This is a genomic window from Micromonospora sp. BL1 (assembly GCF_003667485.1).
GTDB classification, from domain to species: Bacteria; Actinomycetota; Actinomycetes; order Mycobacteriales; family Micromonosporaceae; genus Micromonospora; species Micromonospora tulbaghiae.
This window is the reverse complement of the sequence record NZ_RCVK01000254.1, coordinates 17863-41916: the sequence shown is the minus strand read 5'-3', so window position 1 is coordinate 41916 and position 24054 is coordinate 17863. Positions and strand designations below refer to the sequence as shown.

The following is a 24054-nucleotide window of genomic DNA, read 5'->3' as shown; positions in this document are numbered from 1 at the left end:
AACGTTCACCGGCCACGGGAGCGGTACGGTCGGCGTCGTGGAGTCGCCGTACGCGGGAATCGTCTACTGGCGACGCAGCCTCTGGAACGGCATGCGCTGCGTACCGGTGCTGCTGACGCTGGACGAGGGCCGGCTGCGCGCCTGGGACCGGCACGGCGCGGAGGTGTTCGCCGCCGTCGCCGGCCGGGTCGAGGCCCGGGGAACGATCTTCGGCACGATGGTGCTCACCGTCGACGGCCGCCGGTACGCGCTGGTCGGCGACGGCGCAACGGTCTCACCGGCGCCGAGCGCGGAGCAACGGCGGCGGCTGGCGGAGTACATGGCGCGCGCCGAGCCTGTTTCCGACCTCGCGTCGTGGTGGGAGCCGCTGGCGCGGGCCGGTGTGACGGTGCGCTGACGGCGCGGTCAGTCCAGGCCGCGCATGATGTGCGGCTCGCCGTCGTCGTCGCCGAAGCAGCGGTGCAGCACCTGGGCGCGCGCCCACAGGTCCAGGCTACTCGGCGGTCCGACCGGGCCCGTGCCGGCGGGCGTGGTGGTCAGCACGGGAGCCGGTTCCGGCGGGACCTGCGACGTCACCTCGTCGGTCATGTCCGCCCCTTTCGTCGTACCCATGCTCGTCCGCGGGCGTTTCCGCCACGTCAACTCCGACGGCGCGGGCGTGGACGCGGCGCGCCTGACCCACGCCGGCCCGTACTCCGGTGACGGTAGCCCGCCGGGCCGCCGAGCACAGCCGTATTCCCGACGTCGCCGCAGGTAGCGGCCGGTGATCACGCCTGCGGGCCGCCCGGACCGCAGGTGGCGCAACAGGTGTCGCCGCGCCAGGCGTCGCGGCCCTCGCGGACCGCGACGACGGCGATCACCAGGGCGGCGACCGGGTCGGCCCAGGACCATCCGAACAGGCCGTTGAGGGCCAGCCCGACGAGCAGGACCACCGAGAGGTACGTGCACAGCAACGTCTGCTTCGAGTCGGCCACCGCCGACCGGGAACCCAGTTCCCGCCCGGCGCGCCGCTGCGCGGCCGACAGCACGGGCATCACGATCACCGAGAGCCCGGCCAGCACCAGCCCGACCGGTGAGTGCGCGGCCTCGGCGCCGCCGAGCAGCGCACGGACCGCCTCGACGGAGACGTACGCGGCGAGCGCGAGGAACGACACGGCGATGACACGCAGCGTGATCCGCTCCCGGGCCTGCGGGTCCGGACCGGCGAACTGCCACGCCACGGCTGCCGCGGAGGCCACCTCGATGACCGAGTCCAGACCGAAACCGATCAGGGCGGTCGAGGACGCGACGGCGCCGGCGCTGATCGCCACCACCGCCTCGATCACGTTGTAGGTGATGGTCGCGGCAACCAGCAGGCGCACCCGGCGGGTGAGCAGCGCGCGGCGGTCCGGCGCCGGGCCGGCGGGCGTGACCGGGATCAGCGGCAGGCTCATCAGCAGCATCCGTCCGCGGCGTCCGGGCAGGCGGCCGGGTCGACCGCGAGCACGACGCCGAGCAGGTCGCCGAGCGCATGGGCGAGGCGGGCGTCGGCCAGCTCGTACCGGGTGCGGCGCCCCTCCGGCACGGCCACGACCAGGCCGCAGCCGCGCAGGCAGGCCAGGTGGTTGGACAGGTTCTGCCGGCTGGTGCCGAGCGCCTCGGCCAGCTCGGCCGGGTAGCCGGGCCCGTCGCGCAGGGCCAGCAGCAGCCGGGCGCGTAGCGGGTCGGACAACGCGTGACCGAAACGGGACAGCGCCTGGGAGTGGTGCAGCGTCCGCATGGCGTGACTGTACAGCATTTGCTGTATTCAGGAAGGGATGTACCGGCGGTTGCATCCGGTACCCCGGTACGGGCTTACCGTCGAGAGGTGACCGACGATTCCTGGGTGCCCGACACCTGCACGCTGCCGACCGCCGAGCGGCCGCTGCGGCTGGCCGAGTTCGACACGCTGTTCCGCGACGCGCTGCGCGGCGTCGACCGGCCGGCCGCCGGGCATCTGCGGCTGCACCTCGACGACGACGCCGAACCGGCCGCCCGCGACCTGATCGCCCGCGAGTCGGCCTGCTGCTCCTTCTTCACGTTCGACCTCGCCCGCCCGGACGGCGGCACGCTGAGGCTCGACATCCGCGTTCCGGGCGCCCGTGTCGTCGTACTCGATGCCCTTGCCCTGCGGGCGACGGCCGCGCGGGGCCGGTGATGGGCGAGCCGGAGCTGCGCAGCGGCCAGGTCGCCGACGCGGCCGGGGTCAACGTGCAGACGCTGCGCTACTACGAACGGCGCGGGCTGCTGGCCGCGCCCCGGCGGTCGCCCGGCGGGCATCGGCTCTACCCGGCCGAGACGGTCACCCTGCTGCGGGTGGTGAAGGCCGCGCAACGTCTCGGCTTCACCCTCGCCGAGGTCGCCGGCCTGCTGGCGGCCGGGACGCACGACGCCGGCCTGCGGACCCGGGCCCACGACAAGCTCGCCGAGGTGGAGCGACGGCTCGCGGACCTCACCGCCGTCCGCGACACGCTGCGCGAGGCGATCTCGGCCGGCTGCGACGACCTGATCACCTGCGCCGGCAGCTCCCGCTGCCCGCTGCCCTTCGCCGATCCGGACCACGGCCCCGCTACGGTCTGACGCATGACTGTCGTCCGGTCCATCCTGCTGTTCCTGCTCGCCGCGCTCGCCGAGATCGGCGGCGCCTGGCTGGTGTGGCAGGGCTGGCGGGAGAACCGCGGGCTGCTCTGGATCGCCGCCGGGGTGATCGCGCTCGGCGCCTACGGGTTCGTGGCCACGTTCCAGCCGGACCCGAACTTCGGCCGGATCCTCGCCGCCTACGGCGGCGTGTTCGTCGCCGGGTCGCTCGCCTGGGGCATGGTCGTCGACAAGTTCCGGCCCGACCGCTACGACCTGGTCGGCGGGGCCATCTGCCTGGTCGGCGTCGCGGTCATCATGTACGCCCCGCGCACGAGCTGACGGCGGCGCCGAGCGCAGGTGATGAGTTTTCCCGCCCGTACCCGTCTCACAGACGACGGCACACGACGAAGCGGGAGGATGACGTGATGGGTGCGGAGACGCGACCGGCGGAACTGGGCGTACACGATCTGGCCGGGGTCGACGAACCGGCGTTCACCGGGCTGGCGCAGCGGCACCGGCGGGAGCTGCACGTGCACTGCTACCGGATGCTCGGGTCGTTCGAGGACGCCGAGGACACCGTCCAGGAGACGTTCCTGCGGGCCTGGCGGCGGCGCGAGACCTTCGCGGGACGCTCGACGTTCCGGGCCTGGCTGTACCGGATCGCCACGAACGCCTGCCTGGACCTGCTCGCCAGGTGCCGTCCGGAGCCGGCGACCGGCGGCGAGGTGCGGTGGCTCCAGCCCTACCCGGACCGGCTGCTCGACGAGCTGCCCGCCGCCGGCGCGGACGAGCCGGAGACGGTCGCTGTGGCGCGGGAGACGATCGAGCTGGCGTACCTGGTCGCCGTGCAGCACCTCGCGCCGCGCCCGCGGGCCGTGCTGATCCTGCGCGACGTGCTCGGCTGGCCGGCCAAGGAGGTCGCGGAGCTGCTCGGCGACTCGGTCAACTCGGTCAACAGCGCGTTGCAGCGGGCCCGCTCGGGCATGCGGGAGCACCTGCCGGCGCAGCGGCAGGACTGGACCGGCGACGAGACGGACAGCCGGACCCGCGAGCTGGTACGCCGCTTCACCGACGCCAGCCTCGCCAAGGACGTCGACGGTCTCGCCGCGATGCTGCGCGACGACGTGCGCTGCTCGATGCCGCCCACCCCGGGCCTGCAGATCGGCCGCGACGCGGTGGTGAACGACTGGGTGGCGGACGGGTTCGAGAGCCTGGGCAGCCTGCGGGCCGTGCCCACCGCCGTGAACCGGCAGCCCGCCGTCGCGTTCTACCTCTGGCAGGAGCGCGATGGCGCGTACCTGCCGCTCACCGTCGACGCCCTGCGCATCACCGGCGGGGCGATCACCGAGATCGTCACCTTCCACGCCGACCAGTTCCCGCGGCTCGGGCTGCCGGACCGCCTCCCGGCCGGCCCCACGCCGTAGTGCCCACGCGGACGCTCGCCCTGCCCGGCGGCGCGCGCGTTCCGGTGGTCGCGGCCCGGTGGCACCACGCGTACGGCGTGGTCACCCGCGGACGGGTGCAGCTGGAGCTGCGCGACGGCACTCCCGGGCCGGTCCTCGGCCGGGACGCCGGTTTCTGGCTGCGCGGCACCGGCGTACGCGCGCTGCGCAACCCCGGCCGTCGTACCGCGACGGTGCGGATCCTCACCCCTCACCTCGACGCCCGGAGGAACGACATGATCAGCAGCACCGACACCGCCGTCACAGTGGGCCGCCCGCGCGGCTTCCGGCGGCTCGCCGTCACCGGCCTGGTCGCCACGCTCGGCGCGATGGTGGTCACCACGCTCGCGGCCGCTCTGGCCCGGGCCGCCGGTGTGGACTTCGAGATCCCCGACGGCGGCGGCGAGACCATCCCGCTGGGCGGGTTCGCCGTGGTGACCGGGTTCTTCTCGCTCGTGGGCGTCGTCATCGCCGCCGTACTGCTGCGGTTCAGCGCGCGTCCCGCGCGGCGGTTCGCGTGGACGGCGGTGGCGCTGACCGCGCTGTCGACGGTGCCGCCGTTCCTGGCCGGGGCGGCCGTGACGACCGTCGTCGCCCTGGTCGGGTTGCATCTGGTCGCGGCGGCGGTGATGATCCCCGCCCTGACGCGGAGCCTGCGGGCAAGCTCTCCGCGAGGAGCCTGACGGCTACTCGGCCGTGGCTCCGCGACGGCGGAGGGCCACCTTGGTGCCGCCGAACGCGACGAGCCACGGCAGCACCACGAAGCCGCCGCAGCCGATCACGATCAGCCACAGCGTCTCAGCCGGTTTTCCCTGGTGCTCCAGTTCAGGCCAGGTGAAGGCACTGCCGAGCAGCGACAACACGTAGAACAGGACGATCACGATCGCGGCAGCCGTACCGATCCGGCGGCTGAGCCCGATGCCCGCAGCGCAGAGAAACCCGAGCCCGGACATGACAATGGGCGCGAAGTACATACCGGACAGCACGACGAAGGTGGAGTACGCCGCACCGGGGTCGAGATCCGAGTCCGCCAACGGTGTCGGGCCGGCTCCGACCGCGTGGATGACAGCGGAAAGGGCGGAGTTCACCACTTCGGACTCCTCGCACCGGAACGCTCGCACGCCATCGGGATCGATCCCTCAGTCTGGCACCGGTCAGCCCGCCGGACCGACCGGCAGTCGTGAGCCCGCCACAAAATGATGCGATCCACAGGGTTCGATCCGAAACACTCGGGCACTTCGATACGGACCACACGCCGGGCGCCGCCAGTCGGCGCCCGGCGTCACGTACGACCGAGAGGTGACACCATGACCTTCCGCGCCAGGCTCGTCGGAGCCGCACTCGTCGGGACGCTCGCCGCCGGTGCGTCGGCACTGGCTGGGGCCTCCGCGGCCAGCGCGCAGGCCGAACCCTGCGTGCAGCGCATCGCCGTGGTGAACAACGCCGCCTTCGTGATGTCCTTCAGTGTTCAGGCGAGCAACGGTCTGGAGACGGCGAACACCGACACGTACCCGATCAACCAGTCGCGGACGATCGACCTCACCACCACCGCCCTGCCGGTCGGGTCCGACGTCCGGCCGGTGGTGGACGCGGTGGCCGGGGCGCAACGGACCCCGAGCAGCTTCGTGTCGTACTGCGAGAACGGGCAGACCGCCACGTACTCGGTGACCGGGACGACGTACGACTACTCGGTGACGCTGATCGGCTGACCGACGCGTCGACGCTTCGGGGCGTCCGCCATCGCGGCGGGCGCCCCGTGCTCGTACGCTACGTTGATCGAGTGCCCGTGCCCCGGCTGATTCCCATTGCGCACGAGCCCGACCACCGGACGGACACGATCGGCCGCTACGACGGAGGGCTGTTCCTCGCCTCGGCGTGGGACCACCACGCGTACGTGCACCTCTTCGACCACGACGGGACGTACCGGAACTCGATCATCACGCGGGTTCCGGATCGAGGCGCGCTGAGCGAGGCGCTCGACGAGCTGCTCGCGAGCCTGCCCGGCAAGTCGTACGGCGACGTCGCCGTACGACTGTTCCAGACCCGTCAGGACGGCGTCGTATTCGGTCTGGTCGACGAGTCCGGCGACCGGGCGGGCGACGGCAGCCACGTCGACTGGGTCGAGCTGTATCCGGATCGCCTCGGATTCCACGAGCCGTGGGACGGGCTCTACGACACGTGACGCCACCTCGCCCACGCGGGTGACGGCCGGCGTTGTTCCGCCGGTCGAAGCTCCGCCAACCGCTCGCTGACGGAGGAGCCCTGGTCATCGTCGGCCAACGCATCCACGTCGGCATTGCCCACGCCGGAGCAACCTCACCGTCGAAGCCGCCGACACCACACCGGCCTCGGACCGCAGACCGGAGAGGCAGCGGTGTTCTAGAGAGAACCGAGCTGACGCGCCGCATCCTGGTGAACCGAAACGAGTTCAGCAAGCAGAATCGGCTTGCGGGACACCGCCGAGAGATCCTTGCCCTCCCGAGTCCATGGCGGCGGCCAGGCGCTGATCCCCTGATCCAGAGCAACGCCGGCCACCTCGGCCTCCCACCCCGGCCAGCGCAAGCCTTCATAGAAGCCCGTCAGCGCGCCGGTGAGCATCGCCTCCAACCAGTCGCCATACCCAAGCTCAAGGTCCTGCCAAGCCAGGTCCTCCGGGCCGAAGTAATGCACCGTCGGCCTCACCGCCGGCTCCGCCTGCAACCACGCGAACTGGCCGCCCATCACATCGAAAGCGACGACCAGACGACCCGCCCCCGGAACCATCTCGGCCGCCAGCCCGTCGCGCCCACCACCGAGCACCGAAGCCAACCGTGATCGATCACCAGCCCACCGCTGTTGGCGACCACCGCCCCGAGCCACGACCTGGTCGTGATTTCCAGGGCCGCCAGACACGCTGCCGCCTGCTGCGAATCGACCGGCAGCACCTCCACCGGATACGGAGCCGCCGCCACCAGCGCCGAAATCTCGGACCACGCAGACTGTTCCACCCCCTCAGCCTCCCAGAAGGATCAACCAGTGCGACTCCGAGGACCCGCCGTAGAACAAACAAGATCGTCTAGCCGGACGTGTCACCCACGTCCCGAGACTGATCTGTGCCGGCGCGACATCTTGCTGCTGTCGGACGCTCGGGTTGCGGCGGGTGGGTGGCCGCCTCGGCGGTGACGGAGGGCATGAGGTGTCGTACAGCCTCACGGAGGCGATCCGGCAGGAGGCCAGCCGACGGCGCGCTACCCAGGTGTGTCCCGGCGATCCATGTGCGCGAATCCGCACCCCCCGCAGGTCTCGGTCCACCGATAGCCTCTCCCTATGCCCACCGAGATCGTCTTTGAGACTCACTCGTGGAGCGAGGACAACGACCGTGGCATCGCCACCGGCTGGCTGCCCGGCCGGTTGTCGCCGCGAGGACGAGCCCTGGCAGCGGAACTTGGTCAGCGCAGGCGAGACGACGGCATCGCCGCAGTCTTCACCTCGGATCTACGCCGGGCGGCGGAGACGGCCGACATCGCCTTCTCAGGAACCCCCATCCCCGTGCTGCACGACTGGCGACTGCGGGAATGCAACTACGGCCACCGCAACGGCATGCCCGCCGCCGAACTACACGAGCACCGGGACCGGTACCTCGACGAGCCCTACCCCGGCGGTGAAAGCTGGCGACAGGCGGTACACCGCGTCGGTCGATTCCTCGACGATCTACCGCTTCTCTGGGCCCATCAGCGCATCCTGGTCATCGGTCACGTCGCCACCCGATGGACCCTCGATCACCGGATCAACGGCGTCCGGCTGGAGGACCTGATCAACGCCGACTTCGCCTGGCGCGAAGGCTGGGAGTACCGGATCGCCGACCCGCGTGATCGGCAGGACGAAACCCTGCCTACGCAAACGTCGGCCGGCTGATACATCCCGTCAGCGGCGAGCACCTGCCCGCACATGCACGCCGCACCACGGCGGCAGTTTGGCTTCCCGCACCCGCCCGCCGCTGGCGTCTCGCCGAGGGCCTGGGCCAAGCAACTCCAAGACTCGGGCATGGCGGCCAGCTACCGCCGCGACCTCTTCAACGACCTGTCAATGATCCGGAACGCGGCAGTCGATCCCCGGAAGGCCATCAGCGACCCTGCGCGCTCAAGACGGTCCGGGCTCCCCGGTACGTCCCGGCCAAGGTCGTCCCCTGGCCGACGATCGACACTGCCTTCGGGCACGGCTCTACTGACCCCGGCGGCCTAGCGACGGCCCAGCCGGGAGCCGGAAGCGTTTTGCCCAGCTCAGGAACGGTGGCGGCGTCACTTGGCGTTGAAGTAGTTCGCCTCCGGGTGGTGCACCACGATCGCGTCGGTGGCCTGCTCCGGAACCAACTGGAACTCCTCGGACAACTGCACCCCGATCCGCTCCGCGCCCAGCAACTCCACGATCTTCGCCCGGTCCTCCAGGTCCGGGCAGGCCGGGTAGCCGAACGCGTACCGGCAGCCCCGGTAGTCGGTGCGCAGCAGACCGGCCAGGTCGGCCGGGTCGTCGTCGGCCACGGTGCCGCCGCCGGGCAGCACCAGCTCGGCCCGGATCCGCCGGTGCCAGTACTCGGCCAGCGCCTCGGTGAGCTGCACCGACAGGCCGTGGACCTCCAGGTAGTCGCGGTACTCGTTGCCGGCGAACATCTTCGCCGTGTACTCGCTGATCGGCTGCCCGACGGTGACCAGTTGCAACGCCACCACGTCGAGCTGGTCGCCCTTGGGCCGGAAGAAGTCGGCCAGGCACAGCCGCCGCTCCTGGCGCTGCCGGGGGAAGGCGAACCGGGCCCGCTCGCTGTGCCCGTTCTCGTCCAGCACCACCAGGTCGTTGCCCTCGGAGTACGCGGGGAAGTAGCCGTACACCACGGCCGCCTCCAGCACCTGGTCGGAGATCAGGCGGTCCAGCCAGTACCGCAGCCGGGGCCGGCCCTCGGTCTCGACCAGTTCCTCGTACGACGGTCCCTTGCCGCCGCGGGCGCCGCGCAGCCCCCACTGGCCGAGGAACGTGGCCCGCTCGTCCAGCAGGGCCGCGTAGTCGGCCAGCGGCACGCCCTTGACGACGCGGGTGCCGAAGAACGGCGGCTTGGGCACCGCCACGTCCACCGCCACGTCGGAGCGGACCGACGCGTCGTCCAGTTCGGGCAGCGCCTCGCGGACCTGCGCACGCTGCCGCTCGCGGCGCTCCCGGCGGGCCGCCAGCGCCGCCTCGCGCTCCGGGTCGACCACCGGTGCGCCGCCGCGCTTGGCCGCCATCACGCGGTCCATCAGGGACAGCCCTTCGAACGCGTCGCGGGCGTAGTGCACCTGGCCCGGGTAGATCGACCGGAGGTCGTCCTCGACGTAGGCGCGGGTCAGCGCCGCGCCGCCGAGCAGCACCGGCCAGCGCTCGGCCACGCCGCGGGAGGCCATCTCGGCCAGGTTCTCCTTCATGATCACCGTGCTCTTGACCAGCAGGCCGGACATGCCGATGGCGTCGGCCCGGTGCTCCTCGGCGGCGTCGAGGATCGCGTTGATCGGCTGCTTGATGCCGATGTTCACCACGTCGTAGCCGTTGTTGGACAGGATGATGTCGACCAGGTTCTTGCCGATGTCGTGCACGTCGCCCTTGACCGTGGCGAGCACGATCCGGCCCTTGCCGTCGTCATCGGTCTTCTCCATGTGCGGCTCCAGGTACGCCACCGCGGTCTTCATCACCTCGGCGGACTGGAGCACGAACGGCAACTGCATCTGGCCGGAGCCGAACAGCTCGCCGACCACCTTCATGCCGTCCAGCAGCAGGTCGTTGATGATGGACAGCGGCGTACGCCCCTGCGCCATCGCGGTGTCCAGGTCGGCCTCCAGGCCGTTGCGCTCGCCGTCGATGATCCGCCGCTTGAGCCGCTCGTCCAGCGGCAGCGCGGCCAGTTCCTCGGCCCGGGTGGCGCGCGCCGACGCCGCGTCCACGCCCTCGAACGCCTCGATGAACCGCTGCACCGGGTCGTATCCCTCGCGGCGCCGGTCGTACACCAGGTCGAGCGCAACCTCGCGCTGCTCGTCCGGGATCCGCGACATCGGCAGGATCTTGCTGGCGTGCACGATCGCCGAGGTCAGCCCGGCCTGGGCGCACTCGTGCAGGAACACCGAGTTGAGCACCTGCCGGGCCGCCGGGTTGAGGCCGAACGACACGTTGGAGATGCCGGCGGTGAAGTTGACGCCCGGGTAGCGTGCGGCGATCTCCCGGATCGCCTCGATCGTCTCGATGCCGTCGCGGCGGGTCTCCTCCTGCCCGGTGGCGATCGGGAACGTCAGCGCGTCGATGAGGATGTCCTCCCGGCGCATCCCCCACCGGCCGGTCAGGTCGTCGATCAGCCGGCAGGCCACCCGTACCTTCCACTCCCGGGTGCGGGCCTGGCCCTCCTCGTCGATCAGCAGCGCCACGACGGCGGCGCCGTGCTCCCTGACCACCGGCATGATCCGCGCGTAACGGGAGTCGGGGCCGTCGCCGTCCTCGAAGTTGACCGAGTTGACCACGCACCGGCCGCCGAGCATCTCCAGGCCGGCCTCGATCACGGCCGGCTCGGTGGAGTCCAGCACGATCGGCAGCGTCGAGGCGGTGGCGAACCGGCCGGCCAGCTCACGCATGTCCTGCGTGCCGTCGCGGCCGACGTAGTCGACGCAGAGGTCGAGCAGGTGCGAGCCGTCCCGGGCCTGGCTGCGGGCGACCTCCACGCAGGCCTGCCAGTCCCCGGCGAGCATGGACTCGCGGAACGCCTTCGAGCCGTTGGCGTTGGTCCGCTCCCCCACCATCAGGATGCTGGCGTCCTGGGCGAACGGCACGTGGTGGTAGATCGAGGAGACCCCGGCCTCCGGCTTCGGCTCCCGCGCCACCGGCGCGCGCCCGCCCAGCCGCTCCACCAGCACCCGGATGTGCTCCGGGGTGGTGCCGCAGCAGCCGCCGATCAGGGCCACGCCGTAGTCGGTGACGAACTGCTCCAGCGCGTCGGCCAGCTCGTTCGGGCTGAGCGGGAAGTACGCGCCGTCGGCGGTCAGCACCGGCAGGCCGGCGTTCGGCATCACCGAGATCGGGATCCGCGAGTGCTGCGCCAGGTAGCGCAGGTGCTCGCCCATCTCCGCCGGGCCGGTCGAGCAGTTCAGCCCGATCAGGTCGACGCCGAGCGGCTCGATCGCGGTCAGCGCGGCGCCGATCTCGCTGCCGAGCAGCATGGTGCCGGTGGTCTCCACCGCCACCTGGCAGATGATCGGCACGTCCCGGCCGGCCTCGGCCCGGGCCCGCTTCGACCCGACCACCGCCGCCTTGACCTGGAGCAGGTCCTGGCAGGTCTCGATGATCAGCGCGTCCGCCCCGCCGGCGATCAGGCCCGCGGCGTTCTCCTGGTACGCGTCACGCAGCGACGCGTAGCTCGCGTGGCCGAGCGTCGGCAGCTTGGTGCCCGGGCCCATCGAGCCGAGCACGAACCGGGGATGCTCCGGCGTCGCGTACGCGTCGGCTGCCTCCCGCGCGATCCGCGCGCCCGCCTCGGACAGCTCCCGGATGCGGCCGGGGATGCCATATTCCGCGAGGTTGGGCAGGTTCGCGCCGAACGTGTTGGTCTCCACGCAGTCCGCGCCGGCCGCCAGGTAGGCGTCGTGCACGCCGCGGACCACGTCCGGCCGGGTCACGTTGAGGATCTCGTTGCAGCCTTCGAGGCCGTCGAAGTCGTCGAGGGTGAGGTCGGCGGCCTGGAGCATCGTCCCCATCGCGCCGTCCGCGATCAGGATCCGATCGGCCAGCAGGTCACGCAACGAAATAGGCACATGCCCCAGGTTAGTGCGCCCGAGTGCGGCAGAGTCACCCGAACCGGGCCTTCCCACATTCTGCCCACCGGGCCGGCGTACACCTTTCCGCCGGTTCGCCCGGGTGGTCCGACCCGGCGACCGGCGCGGCCGACGGGCCGGGCCCCGCGGCGGCACGTAGGCTGACGGACGTGAAGGACAACAGGGGTGCGACAGTGCGACGGGGCGACGCCGCGCCCGACGAGCAGGGTGAGGTGACGGCGTGACCGAGTTCGACGGGCTGCCGGTACTGCGCTCGCCGGTCGCCATCGCGGCCTTCGAGGGCTGGAACGACGCCGCCGACGCCTCCACCGCCGCCGTGGAACACCTGGAGCAGGTCTGGCAGGCCCGGGAGGTGACCGAGCTGGACCCGGAGGACTTCTACGACTTCCAGGTGAGCCGCCCGACGATCACCATGGCCGACGGGGAGACGCGGCGCGTCGAGTGGCCCACCACGCGGTTCATGGTGGCCAGCCCGGAGGGCACCGAGCGGGACGTGGTGCTGATCCGCGGCATCGAGCCGAGCATGCGGTGGCGGACGTTCTGCGAGCAGGTGCTGGAGATCTGCCACAGCCTGGAGGTCGAGCGGGTGGTGCTGCTCGGCGCGTTGCTGGCCGACGTGCCGTACACCCGGCCGCTGCCGATCAGCGGCAGCGCGTCGGACGCCGACGCGGCCAAGCGCTACCAGCTCACCCCCACCCGGTACGACGGGCCGACCGGCATCGTCGGTGTGCTGCACGACGCCTGCACGCGGGCCGAGGTCGACGCGGTGTCGTTCTGGGTGCACGTGCCGCACTACGCGAACAACCCGCCCTGCCCGAAGGCCACCCTCGCGCTGCTGCACCGGGTCGAGGAGGTGCTCGACCTGCCGGTGCCGATGGCCGACCTGGCCGAGGAGGCCGCCGAGTGGGAGCAGCGGGTGCGCAGCGCCGCCGAGCAGGACGCCGAACTCGGCGAGTACGTGCGTGAGCTGGAGGAACGGGTCGGCGACGCCGGCATCACCCCGTTGACCGGGGACGAGATCGCCCAGGAGTTCGAGAAGTACCTGCGCCGCCGCGGCGGTTCCGCCGGGCCGACCGCCGGCTCCTGGTAGTGCTCTCGCTCTGCCGAAGCCGGGCCTCGGATCGGGGCCCGGCTTCTTCGTGTCCGGGGTGGCGCCGTCACAGCCTCTAGGGCATCCTAGGAACCTAGCTGTCCTGAGGAGGCGGGCAATGCAGATCAACCCGGGCGCGGCCGAGTTCCCGCACCGGCAGATCGCCGCGCAGCTCAAGGCCCAGGTGCGCCGCGGCGACTGGGGGCCGGGCGAGCGGCTGCCGTCCATCCCGGCCATCGCCGAGATGTTCGGCGTCGCCAAGCAGACCGTGCAGCGCGCCGTCGACCAGCTGCGGGTCGAGGGCATCCTGATCACCAAACCCGGCTCCGGTACGTACGTCCGGGGCACCCGGCGCCGCCTCAACCGCCTGTCCCGGGGTCGGTACGGCGGCTTCCGCGGCTACCACACCGACCTGGCCGCCCGGTACCGCCAGCAGCTCGTCTCGGTCGGCCGCTCCCCCGCTCCGGCGGAGGTGGCCGACGCGTTCGGCGTCACCGACGGCACCGAACTGCTCTGCCGTCGGCACCTGGTACGCACCGACGACTCCCCGGTCGAGGTCGGCGCGTCGTGGTTCCTGCCCGCCGACACCGCCGGCACCTCACTGGAGCGGGCCGAGGCGTTCGGCCGGCCGCTCTACCAGGAGGCGGAGGAGGTCATCGGCCGGCGGTACGTCACCGCCACCGACACGATCAGCGCGCGTCAGCCCATCCGGGAGGAGGCGGAGATCCTCCAGATCCGCCCCGACACCCCGGTGCTGCACCTGTTGCACGTGGCCTACGACGAGCGGCACAAGCCGATCGAGGTCGCCCAGGCCACGTGGCCCGGCCCGATGACCACGCTCACCGAGGAGTACAAGATCCCCGCCCCCGCTCCCGACCAGGACCCCGACCCCGGCCTGGTCCTGGGCTGACCCGCCGCAACCCCGGCACCCGGCACCCGGCACCCGGCACCCGGCACCCGGCACCCGGCACCCGGCACCCGGCGATCTTGCACTTTCCGCCCCGGCACACAGGGCATTCACGACATCCCGAGGGCCACAACTGCAAGATCGCCGAGGGCTGCGGGCCGGGCACGCCTGAGTGGAACACCACGGGTGTCAAACCGCCCTCGACACACCCATCACGTTCCACCCGCTCCCCCGGTCGGCGCGATCTTGCACTTACGGACCCCGCAGAACCGGGCAAAGAAGACAGAACGCGGGCCGCAAGTGCAAGATCGACGGCGCGAGGGGGCGAGGCCACGCGAGAGGGGCGAGACCGCGCGAGGAAGCCGAGGCCGCGCGAGAGGGCAGGACTCGGCGGACGGACGAGGGCCGGGGCTAGAGGGCGATGCCGAGTAGGGCGTCCACCGTGTCGCGGAAGAGGGCCGGAGCGGTCTCGTCCTCGGTCACGCCGTTCAGGACGCCTTCGGCCCAACGGTCGGCCGCCGCCAGGGCGCCCGGAGTGTCCAGGTCGTCGGCCAGGCGCTCGCGTACCTCGGCCAGCAACGCCGCCCCCGACGGCCCGGCCGGCGCGGCGGCGGCCCGCCGCCAGCGGCCCAGCCGCTCCTGCGCCTCGGTGAGCAGCTCGTCGGTCCAGGAGCGGTCGCTGCGGTAGTGCCCGCTCATCAGCGCCAGCCGGACCGCCATCGGGTCCACCTTGTCGGCCCGCAGCCGGGACACGAAGACGAGGTTGCCCTGGGACTTGGACATCTTCTCGCCGTCGAGGCCGATCATGCCGGCGTGGACGTAGTGGTCGGCGAACGGCGCCTCGCCGGTCAGCCGCTCGGCGTGCGCGGCGGAGCACTCGTGGTGCGGGAAGATCAGGTCGTTGCCGCCGCCCTGCACGTCGATCCGGTCGCCGAGCAGGTTCAGCGCGATGACCGTGCACTCGATGTGCCAGCCGGGACGGCCGGCGCCCAGGTCGCCGCCGGGCCAGGAGGGCTCGCCCTCGCGGGCGCCGCGCCACAGCAGCGGGTCGAGCGGGTCGCGCTTGCCGGGGCGTTCCGGGTCGCCGCCGCGCTCGGCGAACAGCTCGATCATCTGCTCGCGCGTCAGGTTCGACTCGTAGCCGAAGCGGGGCGCGGCGGCGACGTCGAAGTAGACGTCGCCGGTGCCGTCGTCGAGCCGGTACGCCGCGCCGTCCTTGAGCAGCATCAGCACCTTCTCGGCGATGTCCGGGATCGACTCGACCGCGCCGACGTAGTGTGCCGGCGGGATCATCCGCAGCGCCTCCATGTCCTCGCGGAACAGGGCGGTCTCCCGCATGGCCAGGACCTTCCAGTCCTCGCCGTCGCGCTCGGCGCGCTCCAGCAGCGGGTCGTCGATGTCGGTGACGTTCTGCACGTACCGCACGTCGAGGCCGGCGTCGCGCCACATCCGCTGCACCAGGTCGAACGTGATCATGGTGGCGGCGTGCCCGAGGTGCGTCGCGTCGTACGGGGTGATGCCGCAGACGTACATCGAGGCCGCGCCCTCGGGCCGGCTGGGATGGGCGCCCTGCCGCGCCGAGTCGTACAACCTCAGCGACACGCCCTCGCCGGGCAGCCGTGGCACGTCATGTCCCGCCCAAGACTCCATGACCGCCAGCCTAACGATCCGTCAGACGCTCGGGTGCCGCCCTACGGGTGATCAACGCGACAGCGGCTCACATCGGCGGCCAGGGCATCGCCGGCCACTCCTGCGGCGGCAGCGGGAACCGGCCGCTCTCGCCCAGCCGCTCGACCCGTTCCGCCAGCGCGGCCAGCTCACCGATGGTCAGGTGCTCGGCCAGCTCCTCACCGAGCGGCCCGCGCAGCTGCCCGGCCAGGCCGCCGAGCATCTCCACCGCGTCCGGCGGCAGCTCGCGGCCGGCCCAGCCCCACAGCACCGTACGCAGCTTCTCCTCGACGTGGAAGCTCACGCCGTGGTCGACGCCGTAGATCCGGTCGTCCGGGCCGACGAGCACGTGCCCGCCCTTGCGGTCGGCGTTGTTGATCACCGCGTCGAGCACGACGAGCCGGGCCAGGCGGGGGTCGTCGGCGTGCGCCAGCGCGTACGCCGCCCCGTCGTCGTCGCGAGCCGCGGCCACCGGGAACCAGCGCGGCGGGACCTCCCGCGCCGGCACGAAGCCGACCAGCGGCTCGGCGTCGTCCGGCTCGTCGATCCAGAGCTGGCACGAGCCGGGACCGAACGGCCCGTCGCGCAGCACGGTCGGGGGCACCAGGTCCCAGCCGGTGGCCCGGGACACCAGGTAGGCGGACACCTCCCGGCCGGCGAGCGTGCCGTCCGGGAAGTCCCAGAGCGGGCGTTCGCCGCGTACCGGCTTGTAGACGCAGTGCGCCGTCACGTCGCCGAGCGCGATGACGCCGCGCAGCGTCGCGTTGGAGGCGTCGACGAGCCGCCCCTCCAGGGTCAGCTCACCGTCGGCGAGCAGCCGCAGCGCCTCGGCGCCGTCCTGTCGGGGCTGCAGTTCCGACGAGGTCACCGGTGATAGCCGTTGTGCCGGGGGCAGAGGTGACCGGCCGGGTCGAGCGGCTGGCCGCACAGCGGGCAGGGGGGCCGGCCGGCGTTCACGACGCGCTTGGCGCGTTCGATGAACTCGCGGGTCGCCTCCGGGGTCAGCCGCACCCGGAGGCGGTCGAGGTCGTCGTCCGGCTCGTCCGGGTCCTCGTCGGCGTCGTCGTCCGCGTCGCCCAGCTCGACCTCGACCTCCGCCTCGCCGACGGCGATCGCCTCGATCACCACCGTGGCGGTGTCCACGTCGAAGGCCAGGCCCAGCGTGCCGACCCGGAACTCCTCGTCCACCGGCGTGTCGAGCGGCTCGTTGTCGCCGGTCACCGTGGTGACCGGCTCCGGCAGCTTCACGCCGAAGCGGCGCTGCGCCTCGGCGAGCAGCTCCTCGAGCTTCTCGGCGAGCAACGACACCTGGACCTTCTCCAGCGACACGCTGACCAGCCGGCCGCCGCCGCGCGCCTGGAGGAAGAACGTGCGCTCCCCCGGCGGGCCGACCGTACCGGCGACGAACCGCTCCGGCGGCTCGAAGGCGTGCACCTGGTGCGTCATACCCACGACCCTATCCGGCGTCTGGAAGCGCCGCGCAGCCCACCGACGCCGAATCCGCCCAGAGCGAACGCGCCGCGGCACGCCCGGCTCACCCGGCCGCGCCCGCGCCTCCGCCGACCGCCGCGTCGGACTCGGCCGCCCGCGCCGGGCGCCGGCGCCGCTTGCGCGGCGGCGGGACCAGCGCCGACAGGTCACCGCCGGTGTCGTTGAGCCGGACCAGGAACGGCCGCAACGGGGTGTAGCGGATCGCCGTGACCGACGCCGGGTCGGCCACGATCCGCTGAAAAAGATCAAGGTGTACGCCGAGCGCGTCCGCCACGATCGCCTTGATCACGTCGCCGTGGCTGCACGCCAGCCAGACCGCCTCCGGCCCGTGCTCGGCGGTGACCCGCGCGTCCCACGCCCGTACCGCGGCCACCGCGCGCGCGGACATCGCCGCCATCGACTCGCCCTGCGGGAACGCGGCGGCGCTCGGGTGCTGCTGGACCACCGGCCACAGCGGCTCCTTCGCCAGCTTCTTCAGCGACTGCCCCTCCCAGTCGCCGTACCCGCACTCGATCAACCCGTCGTCCACCACCGGCTCGACGCCCGGCAGCGCCAGATCGAGGGTCTGCCGGCAGCGGATGAGCGGGCTGGTCACCACCGCCGCCAGCGGCAGCCCGGCGAGGCGCGCGCCGACCGCCGCCGCCTGCGCGCGGCCGGTGTCGTCGAGCTCGACCGGTTGCCGCCCGGCCAGGCCGCCGTCGGCGTTCGCGGTGGTCCGGCCGTGTCGCAGAAGCAGAAGGGTCGCCACGCTGACCACCCTAGGCGGTACGCCCCTCGGATGATCGTCCCGCCACGACAGGCCGCTTCCCGTGCTGCCGCCCTACTCCCGGTACACCCATCTCCGGAACCTGTCGGCCGCGTCCGACGCGCTGTCGGGCTCCGCCAGGGACCGCAGTGACTGCAGCGATGCCCGGTGCCGCCGGACCAGGAGCGCGACCCAGACGACCACCACCGCCCACAGCACCAGGGAGATGCTGCGGTACCGCCTGACGGCCGCGTCGGTCCGTGCCTCGGCCTCCGCCCTGACCTGGAACGCGTCGTAGATCACGGTGCCATCGACGACGAAGGTCTCCGCTGTGACCACGTAGGTCGCGTAGTCGTACAACCGTGCGCGCTCCAGATCCGGCTGGGGATCCCTGCTCATCTCGAATCGGACCGGCGTGCCGGGCATCAGTTCCTCGCTCGGCAGCTCTCGTACGCTGAACTCGACCCGGGGGTGCTCGCGGAGCAGCACCCGATGGACCACGGCGGCGAGGTTTCTGCTTCCTCCCGTCGTCTTTTCCCAGGTCCTCTGCACCGAGTCGACTGTGCCCGTCACCACGAACAGCTCGGCCGGCAGCTCCGGCTTGTCGAAAGGCTTTCCCAGACTCCAGGCATAGGCCGCCAGAATGGCGATCATCACGGGAGCGCCGTACAGCGGTCTGAGGCGGAAGCGCGACATGCGGGTGAGGTTAGCCACCCCCGGCCACCGGGCCGCGCGGCCTCGCGACGGCGCGGCCCTACATGGCGGAGCAGGCGACGAAGCCGGAGGCCGGCCACCTCGGACATCGGGGTGGCCGACCTCTCGCACGACGACGTCAGGTGGCGCTGATCGTGCCGGTCGCCAGGAGGCAGATCACCAGGCTGCCCAGCGCCACCCGGTACAGCACGAAGACGTACAGCGTGTGGTGGGCGACGTAGCGCAGCAGCCAGGCGATGGCCGCGTACCCGACGGCGAACGCGATGAGCGTCGCGACCACCATCTGCGCCACGCTCGGCGCGGCGGTGCCCGGCGCCGACGGCTCGAACACGTCCGGCAGGCTGAACACGCCGGAGATCACCACGGCCGGGATGGCCAGCAGGAACGAGTAGCGGGCCGCGGTCTCCCGGGTCAGGTTGAGCAGCAGGCCCGCGGTCAGGGTGCCGCCCGACCGGGACACGCCGGGGACCAGCGCCGCGGCCTGGGCGAAGCCCATCACCACGCCGTCGCGCATCCGGAAGTTCTCCAGCGTGCGGGTCTGCCGGCCCCAGTACTCGGCGAAGGCCAGCAGCATCGCACCGATGATCAGCGTGCAGGAGATCAGCCAGAGGTTCCGGCCGGCGGTGCGGATCTGGTCCTTGAAGATCAGCCCGAAGATGCCGATCGGGATGGTGCCGACGATGACGTACCAGCCCATCCGGTAGTCGAGGCTGGAACGCACCGAGCGGTCGACCAGGCCGACGAACCACGTCCGGACGATCCGCCAGATGTCCTTGGCGAAGTAGATCAGGACGGCGGCCTCGGTGCCGAGCTGGGTCACCGCGGTGAACGACGCGCCCGCGTCCCGGCCGAAGAACAGGGCCGAGGTGATCCGCAGGTGCCCGGACGAGGACACCGGAAGGAACTCGGTCAGTCCCTGGACCAGGCCCAGGACGACGGCCTCGATCCAGGTCACTCGCCGACTCCGGACAGCTCCAGCGCCTCGGCGACGGTACGCAGGGTCTGCACCCCGCTCTCCCGGTCGGCCACGAACAGCGACACCGACAGCGTGGTCACGCCCGCGGCGGCGTACTCCCGCATCCGCTCGGCGATGCGCTCCTTCGGGCCGAGCAGCGAGGTGCGGTCGATGAACTCCATCGGTACGGCGGCGGCCGCGTCGCGCTGCCGCTTGGCCAGGTAGAGGTCCTGCACCTCGCGGGCCGCGTCGCCGTAGCCCATCCGGGTGGCGAGCTGGTTGTAGAAGTTCTGCTTGCGGCTGCCCATGCCGCCCACGTACAGCGCGGCGTACCAGCGGACCAGCTCCGCGCAGGTGGCGATGTCGTCGCCGACCACGACCGGCACGGACGGCACCACGTCGAAGCCGGCCAGCTCCTTGCCCGCCGTCGCGCGGCCGGCCCGGACCGAGGCGAGGTGCTCCTCGGCGAACTCCGGGGAGTAGAAGACAGCCAGCCAGCCGTCGGCGATCTCGCCCGCCAGCTCCAGGTTCTTCGGGCCGACGGCGGCCAGGTAGATCGGGATGTGCTCGCGCGGCGGGTGGAAGCCCAGCCGCAGCGCCTTGCCGGGGCCGTCGGGCAGCGGCAGCGTGTAGTGCTCGCCGTCGTACGCGACCTCCTTGCGGGCCACCGCCAGCTTGACGATGTCGACGTACTCGCGGGTGCGGGCCAGCGGCTTGGCGAACCGCACGCCGTGCCAGCCCTCGGAGACCTGCGGGCCGGACACGCCCAGGCCGAGCCGGAACCGGCCGCCGGAGAGCGTGTCGATGGTCGCGGCGGTCATCGCGGTCATGGCCGGGGTACGGGCCGGGATCTGCATGACCGCGGAGCCCACGTCGATGCGCTCCGTCTGCCCGGCGATCCAGGCCAGCATGCTCGGCGAGTCCGAGCCGTACGCCTCCGCGGCCCACACGACCGAGTAGCCGAGCCGGTCCGCCTCCTGGGCCAGCGCCAGATGGTCGAAGGGCGTGCTCCACGCCGTCTGGTATCCGAGGTTGAGCCCGAGTCGCACTGATCCTCCCACCGTCCGCACCACAGGTCGCATCAGGTTACGCAATGAGCGTGGCGCCCTCGACGTCCGGCTCGCCCCGAACATGTCACACCGGGCGGAGGTCGCGCGGGAAGTTGACTGCGGCGAGGATATCCGTGACGCCGGGTTCGAAATAAGGTTCACCCATGCAACAGCGACCGCTCGGCCGAAGCGGGCTGGCGGTATCGCGGCTCGCGCTCGGCACCATGACCTGGGGACGGGACACCGATGCCGACGACGCGGCCGCCCAGCTGAAGAGCTACCTCGACGCGGGCGGCAACCTCGTCGACACCGCCGACGTGTACGCCGACGGCGACGCCGAGTCGGTGATCGGTTCGCTGCTGGGCAGCCTGGTGGACCGCGACGAGCTGCTGATCGCCACCAAGGCGGGCCTGCGGCCGGGCAGCCGCCGCCGGGACGGCTCGCGCGGTCATCTGCTGCGCACGCTGGACGCCTCGCTGCGCCGGCTGGGCACCGACCACGTCGACCTGTGGCAGGTGCACGGGTACGACCCGGACACCCCGCTGGAGGAGACGCTCTCCGCCCTGGACCACGCGGTGTCCAGCGGGAAGGCCCGCTACGTGGGTGTGTCGAACTTCTCCGGCTGGCAGACCGCGCGGGCCGCCGCCTGGCAGGCCGCCTGGCCGGGGCGCGCCCCGGTGGTCGCCGCGCAGGTGGAGTACTCGCTGCTGGAGCGCGGCGTGGAGCGGGAGGTGCTGCCCGCCTGCGCGGGGATGGGGCTGGGTGTGCTGCCCTGGTCGCCGCTGGGCCGGGGTGTGCTCACCGGCAAGTACCGCAACGGCCGCCCGGCCGACTCGCGGGCGGTGTCGCCGCACTTCGAGCGTTTCGTCGCCACCTACCTGGAGCCGCGCTGCTCCAGCATCGTGGAGGCGGTCGCCATCGCGGCCGGCGGGCTGGGCGTGTCGCCGCTGGAGGTGGCACTGGCCTGGGTGCGGGACCGGCCGGGTGTGACCGCGCCGATCCTCGGCGCCCGCACCGTCGGGCAGCTGCTCGGCGCGTTGCAGGTGGAGCGGATGACGCTGCCGGAGGAGATCGTCACGGCGCTGGACGACGTGTCGGCCGTACCGGTGGGCTACCCGGAGCGCGACGGCTGAGGCGGGTGAGGGCGATCCGGGTCACCCGCAGGGGGTGGCGGAGGGCCCGCGACCTGGGCAGCATAGGGGCATGGACTACGAATACGCGCCGCTGCGGTTGCCCTCGAACGTCGATCGGCTGACCGCCGCGGCGCAGCTGGCGATCCAGGCCGAGTTCTCCGGCTGGGAGCTGGCCCGGGTGCGGCTCTACCGGGACGGCACGCGGCAGGTGGTGCTGCGGCGCCGCCTGGTCAACCAGTCGCAGCCGGGCCTGTCGTACTGACGACGGGCCCGTCCCCGGGGCCGCGCGACGCGGCGCCGCCCCGGGGACGCACACGGCCTAGTGCGCGTGGTCGTGCTCCTCGTCGAGCTCCATGAACGGGTGCTCGTCGAGCCGGCCGACCAGCCGGTCGTCGGCGGCCGGCTGGAACGGGCCGACCGGGTCGTCGTCGTCGAACGACTCCAGGTCGACAGGGGTGCCGACCTCGCTGACCATCACCACACCGTCCAGCGGCTCCAGCTCCGGCACGTCGAGCGCGGACAGCGAGCCGTCGCCGCTCTGCAGCAGCTCCAGCACCGCCTCGCCGACGCCCTCGACCGGCGCCGGCTCGTCCTCCTCCGGGGTGCCCTCCCGGCGGGCCGCCTCGGCCGCGCGCAGCAGCGCGGCGACGCTCGGCACCCGGTAGTCGCGCCGCTGCCGCACCGAGATGACCCGCGGGTGCGGGTCGGTGGGCTCGCCGCCCTCGACGGCGCCGAAGCGCTCGTCGGCCTCGTCCGGGTCGATCGACTCCACGTCCCAGGGCGTCACCTCGCCGAACGCGTCGAGCAGCTGCTCGTCGTAGGCGAACGAGGCGTTGTTCAACGCGACGTACGCCTGCCAGACGGCGTCGTCGTCGATCCGGCCCTGGGCGGCCCGGACGGCGGCCAGGTGGGCGCGGGCGGCGTCGATCACCCGCTCGAGGGCGGCGTCCAGCTCACCGTGCTGGTCGGTCATGTGTGGCAGTCCCTTCGCGATGGGGGGAGGTTCCGCGCCGGCGGCGCCGCGGCGGGCGCGGTCAGCAGGTACGGAGGAAGCGGTCCAGAACCCGCACGCCGAACTGTAGTCCGTCCAGCGGAACCCGCTCGTCGATGCCGTGGAACAGGCCGGAGAAATTGAGGTCGGCGGGCAGCCGCAGCGGCGCGAAACCGAAGCAGCGGATGCCGAGCTGGGAGAACGCCTTGGCGTCGGTGCCGCCGGAGAGCATGTACGGCACCGGGTGGGCGCCCGGGTCCTCGGCGCGCAGCGCCTCCGACATCCGCGCCACCAGGTCACCGTCGAACGTGGTCTCCAGGGCCGGCTGGCGCTGGACGTACTCGATGGCGATGTCCGGCCCGACCAGCTCGCGCAGCTGCCGCTCCAGTTCCTCGCTCTGCCCGGGCAGGCTGCGGCAGTCGATGGTGGCGGTGGCCCGGCCGGGGATGACGTTGTCCTTGTAGCCGGCGGCCAGCCGGGTCGGGTTGGCGGTGTTGCGGACGGTCGCGCCGATGATGTTGGCGATCGGGCCGAGCTTGGCGATCGCGGTCTCCGGGTCGTCCGGGTCGATCTCGATGCCGAGCACGTCGGACACCTCGGCCAGGAACGCCCGTACGGTGTCGGTCATCACCACCGGGAAGCGGTGCCGGCCGATCCGGGCGACCGCCTCGGCGAGCGCGGTGACCGCGTTGTCGTCGTGCACCATCGAGCCGTGGCCGGGCCGGCCCCTGGCGTGCAGGCGCAACCAGTCGATGCCCTTCTCGGCGGTCTCGATCAGGTAGAGACGGCGCTGCTCGTCGACCGAGTAGGAGAAGCCGCCGACCTCGCCGATCGCCTCGGTGCAGCCGTCGAACAGGTCACGGTGGTGCTGGGTGAGGAAGTGCGCGCCGTAGTCGCTGCCGGCCTCCTCGTCGGCGGTGAAGGCGAGCACGACGTCGCGCCGGGGGCGTACGCCGGTGCGCTGCCAGTCACGGACCACGGCGAGCACCATGGCGTCGAAGTCCTTCATGTCGATCGCGCCGCGGCCCCACAGGTAGCCGTCACGGATCTCGCCGGAGAACGGGTGCACCGACCACTCGTCCGGGTCGGCGGGCACCACGTCGAGGTGGCCGTGCACGAGCAGCGCGTCGCGGCCGGGCTCGGTGCCGGGGATCCGGGCGACCAGGTTGGCCCGGCCGGGCGCCGACTCGTGGATCTCGGCGTCGACGCCGACCTCGGCGAGTTTCTCCGCCACGTACTCGGCGGCGCGCCGCTCCCCTGCGCTGGTGTCGTTGTCGCCGGTGTTGGTGGTGTCGATGCGCAGCAGGTCGCGGCAGAGGTCGACGACCTCGTCGGTGGCGTCGGGTCGGGCGGGGGCGGCGTCGCTCGTCATCGCTTCCTTATACCAGCAGGTGAGGTGGTCGCGGGCCGCCGGTGGCACGGCGGCGGTTTCGCGGATCGCCGCGCCGGGTACCGCC

At 72.3% G+C, this 24054-nt stretch carries 29 protein-coding genes; 13 read left to right on the top strand and 16 right to left on the bottom strand.

Translation table 11 applies throughout. The features are described 5' to 3' along the window. The first annotated feature begins 37 nt into the window (after window positions 1-37). Window positions 38-397 carry a hypothetical protein gene (locus tag EAD96_RS17625; protein ID WP_121685082.1) on the top strand — a complete coding sequence of 120 codons (360 nt, stop codon included), beginning with the start codon at window positions 38-40 and terminating at the stop codon, window positions 395-397. Between the two features lie 8 nt (window positions 398-405). On the opposite strand, the gene EAD96_RS17620 is transcribed toward EAD96_RS17625, so the two are convergent. From EAD96_RS17620 to EAD96_RS17610, 3 genes are all read right to left on the bottom strand, one after another. Further along, window positions 406-588: a hypothetical protein gene (locus tag EAD96_RS17620; protein WP_013286093.1), complete on the bottom strand. Its 183-nt coding sequence runs from the start codon at window positions 586-588 to the stop codon at window positions 406-408. A 179-nt stretch (window positions 589-767) separates the two neighbouring features. Next, on the bottom strand, window positions 768-1433 hold the full coding sequence (locus EAD96_RS17615; protein ID WP_121685089.1) for a cation transporter: 666 nt from the start codon (window positions 1431-1433) through the stop codon (window positions 768-770). Then, window positions 1433-1759 carry a helix-turn-helix transcriptional regulator gene (locus EAD96_RS17610; protein WP_121685088.1) on the bottom strand — a complete coding sequence of 109 codons (327 nt, stop codon included), beginning with the start codon at window positions 1757-1759 and terminating at the stop codon, window positions 1433-1435. Before EAD96_RS17610 ends, EAD96_RS17615 begins: the two co-directional genes overlap by 1 nt. An 87-nt stretch (window positions 1760-1846) precedes the next feature. Here EAD96_RS17610 and EAD96_RS17605 point away from each other — a divergent pair, with 87 nt between their 5' ends. The 5 genes from EAD96_RS17605 (at window position 1847) to EAD96_RS17585 (ending at window position 4723) form a co-directional block, all read left to right on the top strand. Continuing rightward, window positions 1847-2176 carry a hypothetical protein gene (locus tag EAD96_RS17605; RefSeq protein ID WP_121685081.1) on the top strand — a complete coding sequence of 110 codons (330 nt, stop codon included), beginning with the start codon at window positions 1847-1849 and terminating at the stop codon, window positions 2174-2176. Continuing rightward, on the top strand, window positions 2176-2598 hold the full coding sequence (locus EAD96_RS17600) for a MerR family transcriptional regulator (protein WP_121685080.1): 423 nt from the start codon (window positions 2176-2178) through the stop codon (window positions 2596-2598). Before EAD96_RS17605 ends, EAD96_RS17600 begins: the two co-directional genes overlap by 1 nt. A gap of 3 nt (window positions 2599-2601) precedes the next feature. Beyond that, complete coding sequence (locus EAD96_RS17595; protein WP_121685079.1) at window positions 2602-2937, top strand: YnfA family protein; 336 nt, start codon at window positions 2602-2604, stop codon at window positions 2935-2937. 86 nt (window positions 2938-3023) lie between these two features. Beyond that, window positions 3024-4022 carry an RNA polymerase subunit sigma-70 gene (locus tag EAD96_RS17590; RefSeq protein WP_121685078.1) on the top strand — a complete coding sequence of 333 codons (999 nt, stop codon included), beginning with the start codon at window positions 3024-3026 and terminating at the stop codon, window positions 4020-4022. After that, a complete protein-coding gene (locus tag EAD96_RS17585; RefSeq protein ID WP_121685077.1) occupies window positions 4022-4723 on the top strand; it encodes a DUF6069 family protein in 702 nt (233 codons plus the stop codon). Before EAD96_RS17590 ends, EAD96_RS17585 begins: the two co-directional genes overlap by 1 nt. A 3-nt stretch (window positions 4724-4726) precedes the next feature. Here the strand turns inward: EAD96_RS17585 and EAD96_RS17580 are convergent, their stop codons facing one another. After that, a complete protein-coding gene (locus tag EAD96_RS17580; RefSeq protein WP_121685087.1) occupies window positions 4727-5131 on the bottom strand; it encodes a hypothetical protein in 405 nt (134 codons plus the stop codon). A gap of 216 nt (window positions 5132-5347) precedes the next feature. On the opposite strand from EAD96_RS17580, the gene EAD96_RS17575 reads away from it, so the two are divergent. Both EAD96_RS17575 and EAD96_RS17570 read left to right on the top strand, forming a co-directional pair. Continuing rightward, window positions 5348-5749, top strand: a complete 402-nt coding sequence (locus tag EAD96_RS17575) for a hypothetical protein (protein ID WP_120570096.1) — start codon at window positions 5348-5350, stop codon at window positions 5747-5749. A 71-nt stretch (window positions 5750-5820) separates the two neighbouring features. Further along, window positions 5821-6222, top strand: coding sequence for a hypothetical protein (locus EAD96_RS17570; protein ID WP_121685076.1), 402 nt, complete (start codon window positions 5821-5823; stop codon window positions 6220-6222). 197 nt (window positions 6223-6419) lie between these two features. Here the strand turns inward: EAD96_RS17570 and EAD96_RS17565 are convergent, their stop codons facing one another. Both EAD96_RS17565 and EAD96_RS31795 read right to left on the bottom strand, forming a co-directional pair. After that, window positions 6420-6839, bottom strand: coding sequence for a DUF2625 family protein (locus EAD96_RS17565; protein ID WP_255498992.1), 420 nt, complete (start codon window positions 6837-6839; stop codon window positions 6420-6422). Then, on the bottom strand, window positions 6761-6970 hold the full coding sequence (locus tag EAD96_RS31795) for a DUF2625 family protein (protein ID WP_255498993.1): 210 nt from the start codon (window positions 6968-6970) through the stop codon (window positions 6761-6763). The genes EAD96_RS17565 and EAD96_RS31795 overlap by 79 nt, the downstream gene beginning before the upstream one ends. Before the next feature lie 376 nt (window positions 6971-7346). On the opposite strand from EAD96_RS31795, the gene EAD96_RS17560 reads away from it, so the two are divergent. Then, window positions 7347-7934 carry a histidine phosphatase family protein gene (locus EAD96_RS17560; RefSeq protein ID WP_121685075.1) on the top strand — a complete coding sequence of 196 codons (588 nt, stop codon included), beginning with the start codon at window positions 7347-7349 and terminating at the stop codon, window positions 7932-7934. Between the two features lie 383 nt (window positions 7935-8317). Here EAD96_RS17560 and metH read toward each other — a convergent pair whose 3' ends face one another. Further along, window positions 8318-11833 (bottom strand): methionine synthase, encoded by a 3516-nt coding sequence (gene metH / locus EAD96_RS17555; protein WP_199733209.1) that lies wholly within the window; start codon window positions 11831-11833, stop codon window positions 8318-8320. Window positions 11834-12074: 241 nt separating this feature from the next. Here metH and EAD96_RS17550 point away from each other — a divergent pair, with 241 nt between their 5' ends. Continuing rightward, on the top strand, window positions 12075-12944 hold the full coding sequence (locus tag EAD96_RS17550; RefSeq protein ID WP_013286081.1) for a PAC2 family protein: 870 nt from the start codon (window positions 12075-12077) through the stop codon (window positions 12942-12944). Between the two features lie 118 nt (window positions 12945-13062). Continuing rightward, window positions 13063-13854 (top strand): GntR family transcriptional regulator, encoded by a 792-nt coding sequence (locus tag EAD96_RS17545; RefSeq protein WP_121685073.1) that lies wholly within the window; start codon window positions 13063-13065, stop codon window positions 13852-13854. Between the two features lie 408 nt (window positions 13855-14262). Here EAD96_RS17545 and mshC read toward each other — a convergent pair whose 3' ends face one another. The 7 genes from mshC to EAD96_RS17510 form a co-directional block, all read right to left on the bottom strand. After that, on the bottom strand, window positions 14263-15501 hold the full coding sequence (mshC, locus tag EAD96_RS17540; protein ID WP_120570102.1) for a cysteine--1-D-myo-inosityl 2-amino-2-deoxy-alpha-D-glucopyranoside ligase: 1239 nt from the start codon (window positions 15499-15501) through the stop codon (window positions 14263-14265). Window positions 15502-15568: 67 nt separating this feature from the next. Then, window positions 15569-16387, bottom strand: coding sequence for an SCO1664 family protein (locus EAD96_RS17535; RefSeq protein ID WP_121685072.1), 819 nt, complete (start codon window positions 16385-16387; stop codon window positions 15569-15571). Continuing rightward, the gene (locus tag EAD96_RS17530) at window positions 16384-16965 is read right to left on the bottom strand and encodes a DUF3090 domain-containing protein (protein WP_013286077.1); all 582 of its coding nucleotides are present in this window, start codon (window positions 16963-16965) and stop codon (window positions 16384-16386) included. Before EAD96_RS17530 ends, EAD96_RS17535 begins: the two co-directional genes overlap by 4 nt. 88 nt (window positions 16966-17053) lie before the next feature. After that, window positions 17054-17767: a histidine phosphatase family protein gene (locus EAD96_RS17525; protein ID WP_121685071.1), complete on the bottom strand. Its 714-nt coding sequence runs from the start codon at window positions 17765-17767 to the stop codon at window positions 17054-17056. A 63-nt stretch (window positions 17768-17830) separates the two neighbouring features. Next, window positions 17831-18451, bottom strand: coding sequence for a hypothetical protein (locus tag EAD96_RS17520; protein ID WP_147457894.1), 621 nt, complete (start codon window positions 18449-18451; stop codon window positions 17831-17833). A 136-nt stretch (window positions 18452-18587) separates the two neighbouring features. Next, entirely contained in the window at window positions 18588-19424 is an 837-nt protein-coding gene (locus EAD96_RS17515) for an undecaprenyl-diphosphate phosphatase (protein ID WP_121685069.1), read from the bottom strand. Next, window positions 19421-20473 (bottom strand): LLM class F420-dependent oxidoreductase, encoded by a 1053-nt coding sequence (locus EAD96_RS17510; RefSeq protein ID WP_120570106.1) that lies wholly within the window; start codon window positions 20471-20473, stop codon window positions 19421-19423. The genes EAD96_RS17515 and EAD96_RS17510 overlap by 4 nt, the downstream gene beginning before the upstream one ends. A gap of 164 nt (window positions 20474-20637) precedes the next feature. On the opposite strand from EAD96_RS17510, the gene EAD96_RS17505 reads away from it, so the two are divergent. Both EAD96_RS17505 and EAD96_RS17500 read left to right on the top strand, forming a co-directional pair. After that, window positions 20638-21606, top strand: a complete 969-nt coding sequence (locus EAD96_RS17505; protein ID WP_013286071.1) for an aldo/keto reductase — start codon at window positions 20638-20640, stop codon at window positions 21604-21606. Window positions 21607-21676: 70 nt separating this feature from the next. Further along, complete coding sequence (locus EAD96_RS17500) at window positions 21677-21868, top strand: DUF5703 family protein (protein WP_030274256.1); 192 nt, start codon at window positions 21677-21679, stop codon at window positions 21866-21868. A 57-nt stretch (window positions 21869-21925) separates the two neighbouring features. Here the strand turns inward: EAD96_RS17500 and EAD96_RS17495 are convergent, their stop codons facing one another. Further along, window positions 21926-22579 (bottom strand): hypothetical protein, encoded by a 654-nt coding sequence (locus EAD96_RS17495; protein WP_013286069.1) that lies wholly within the window; start codon window positions 22577-22579, stop codon window positions 21926-21928. A 61-nt stretch (window positions 22580-22640) separates the two neighbouring features. After that, window positions 22641-23969 carry a M20/M25/M40 family metallo-hydrolase gene (locus tag EAD96_RS17490; RefSeq protein ID WP_120570107.1) on the bottom strand — a complete coding sequence of 443 codons (1329 nt, stop codon included), beginning with the start codon at window positions 23967-23969 and terminating at the stop codon, window positions 22641-22643. Between the last annotated feature and the right edge of the window lie 85 nt (window positions 23970-24054).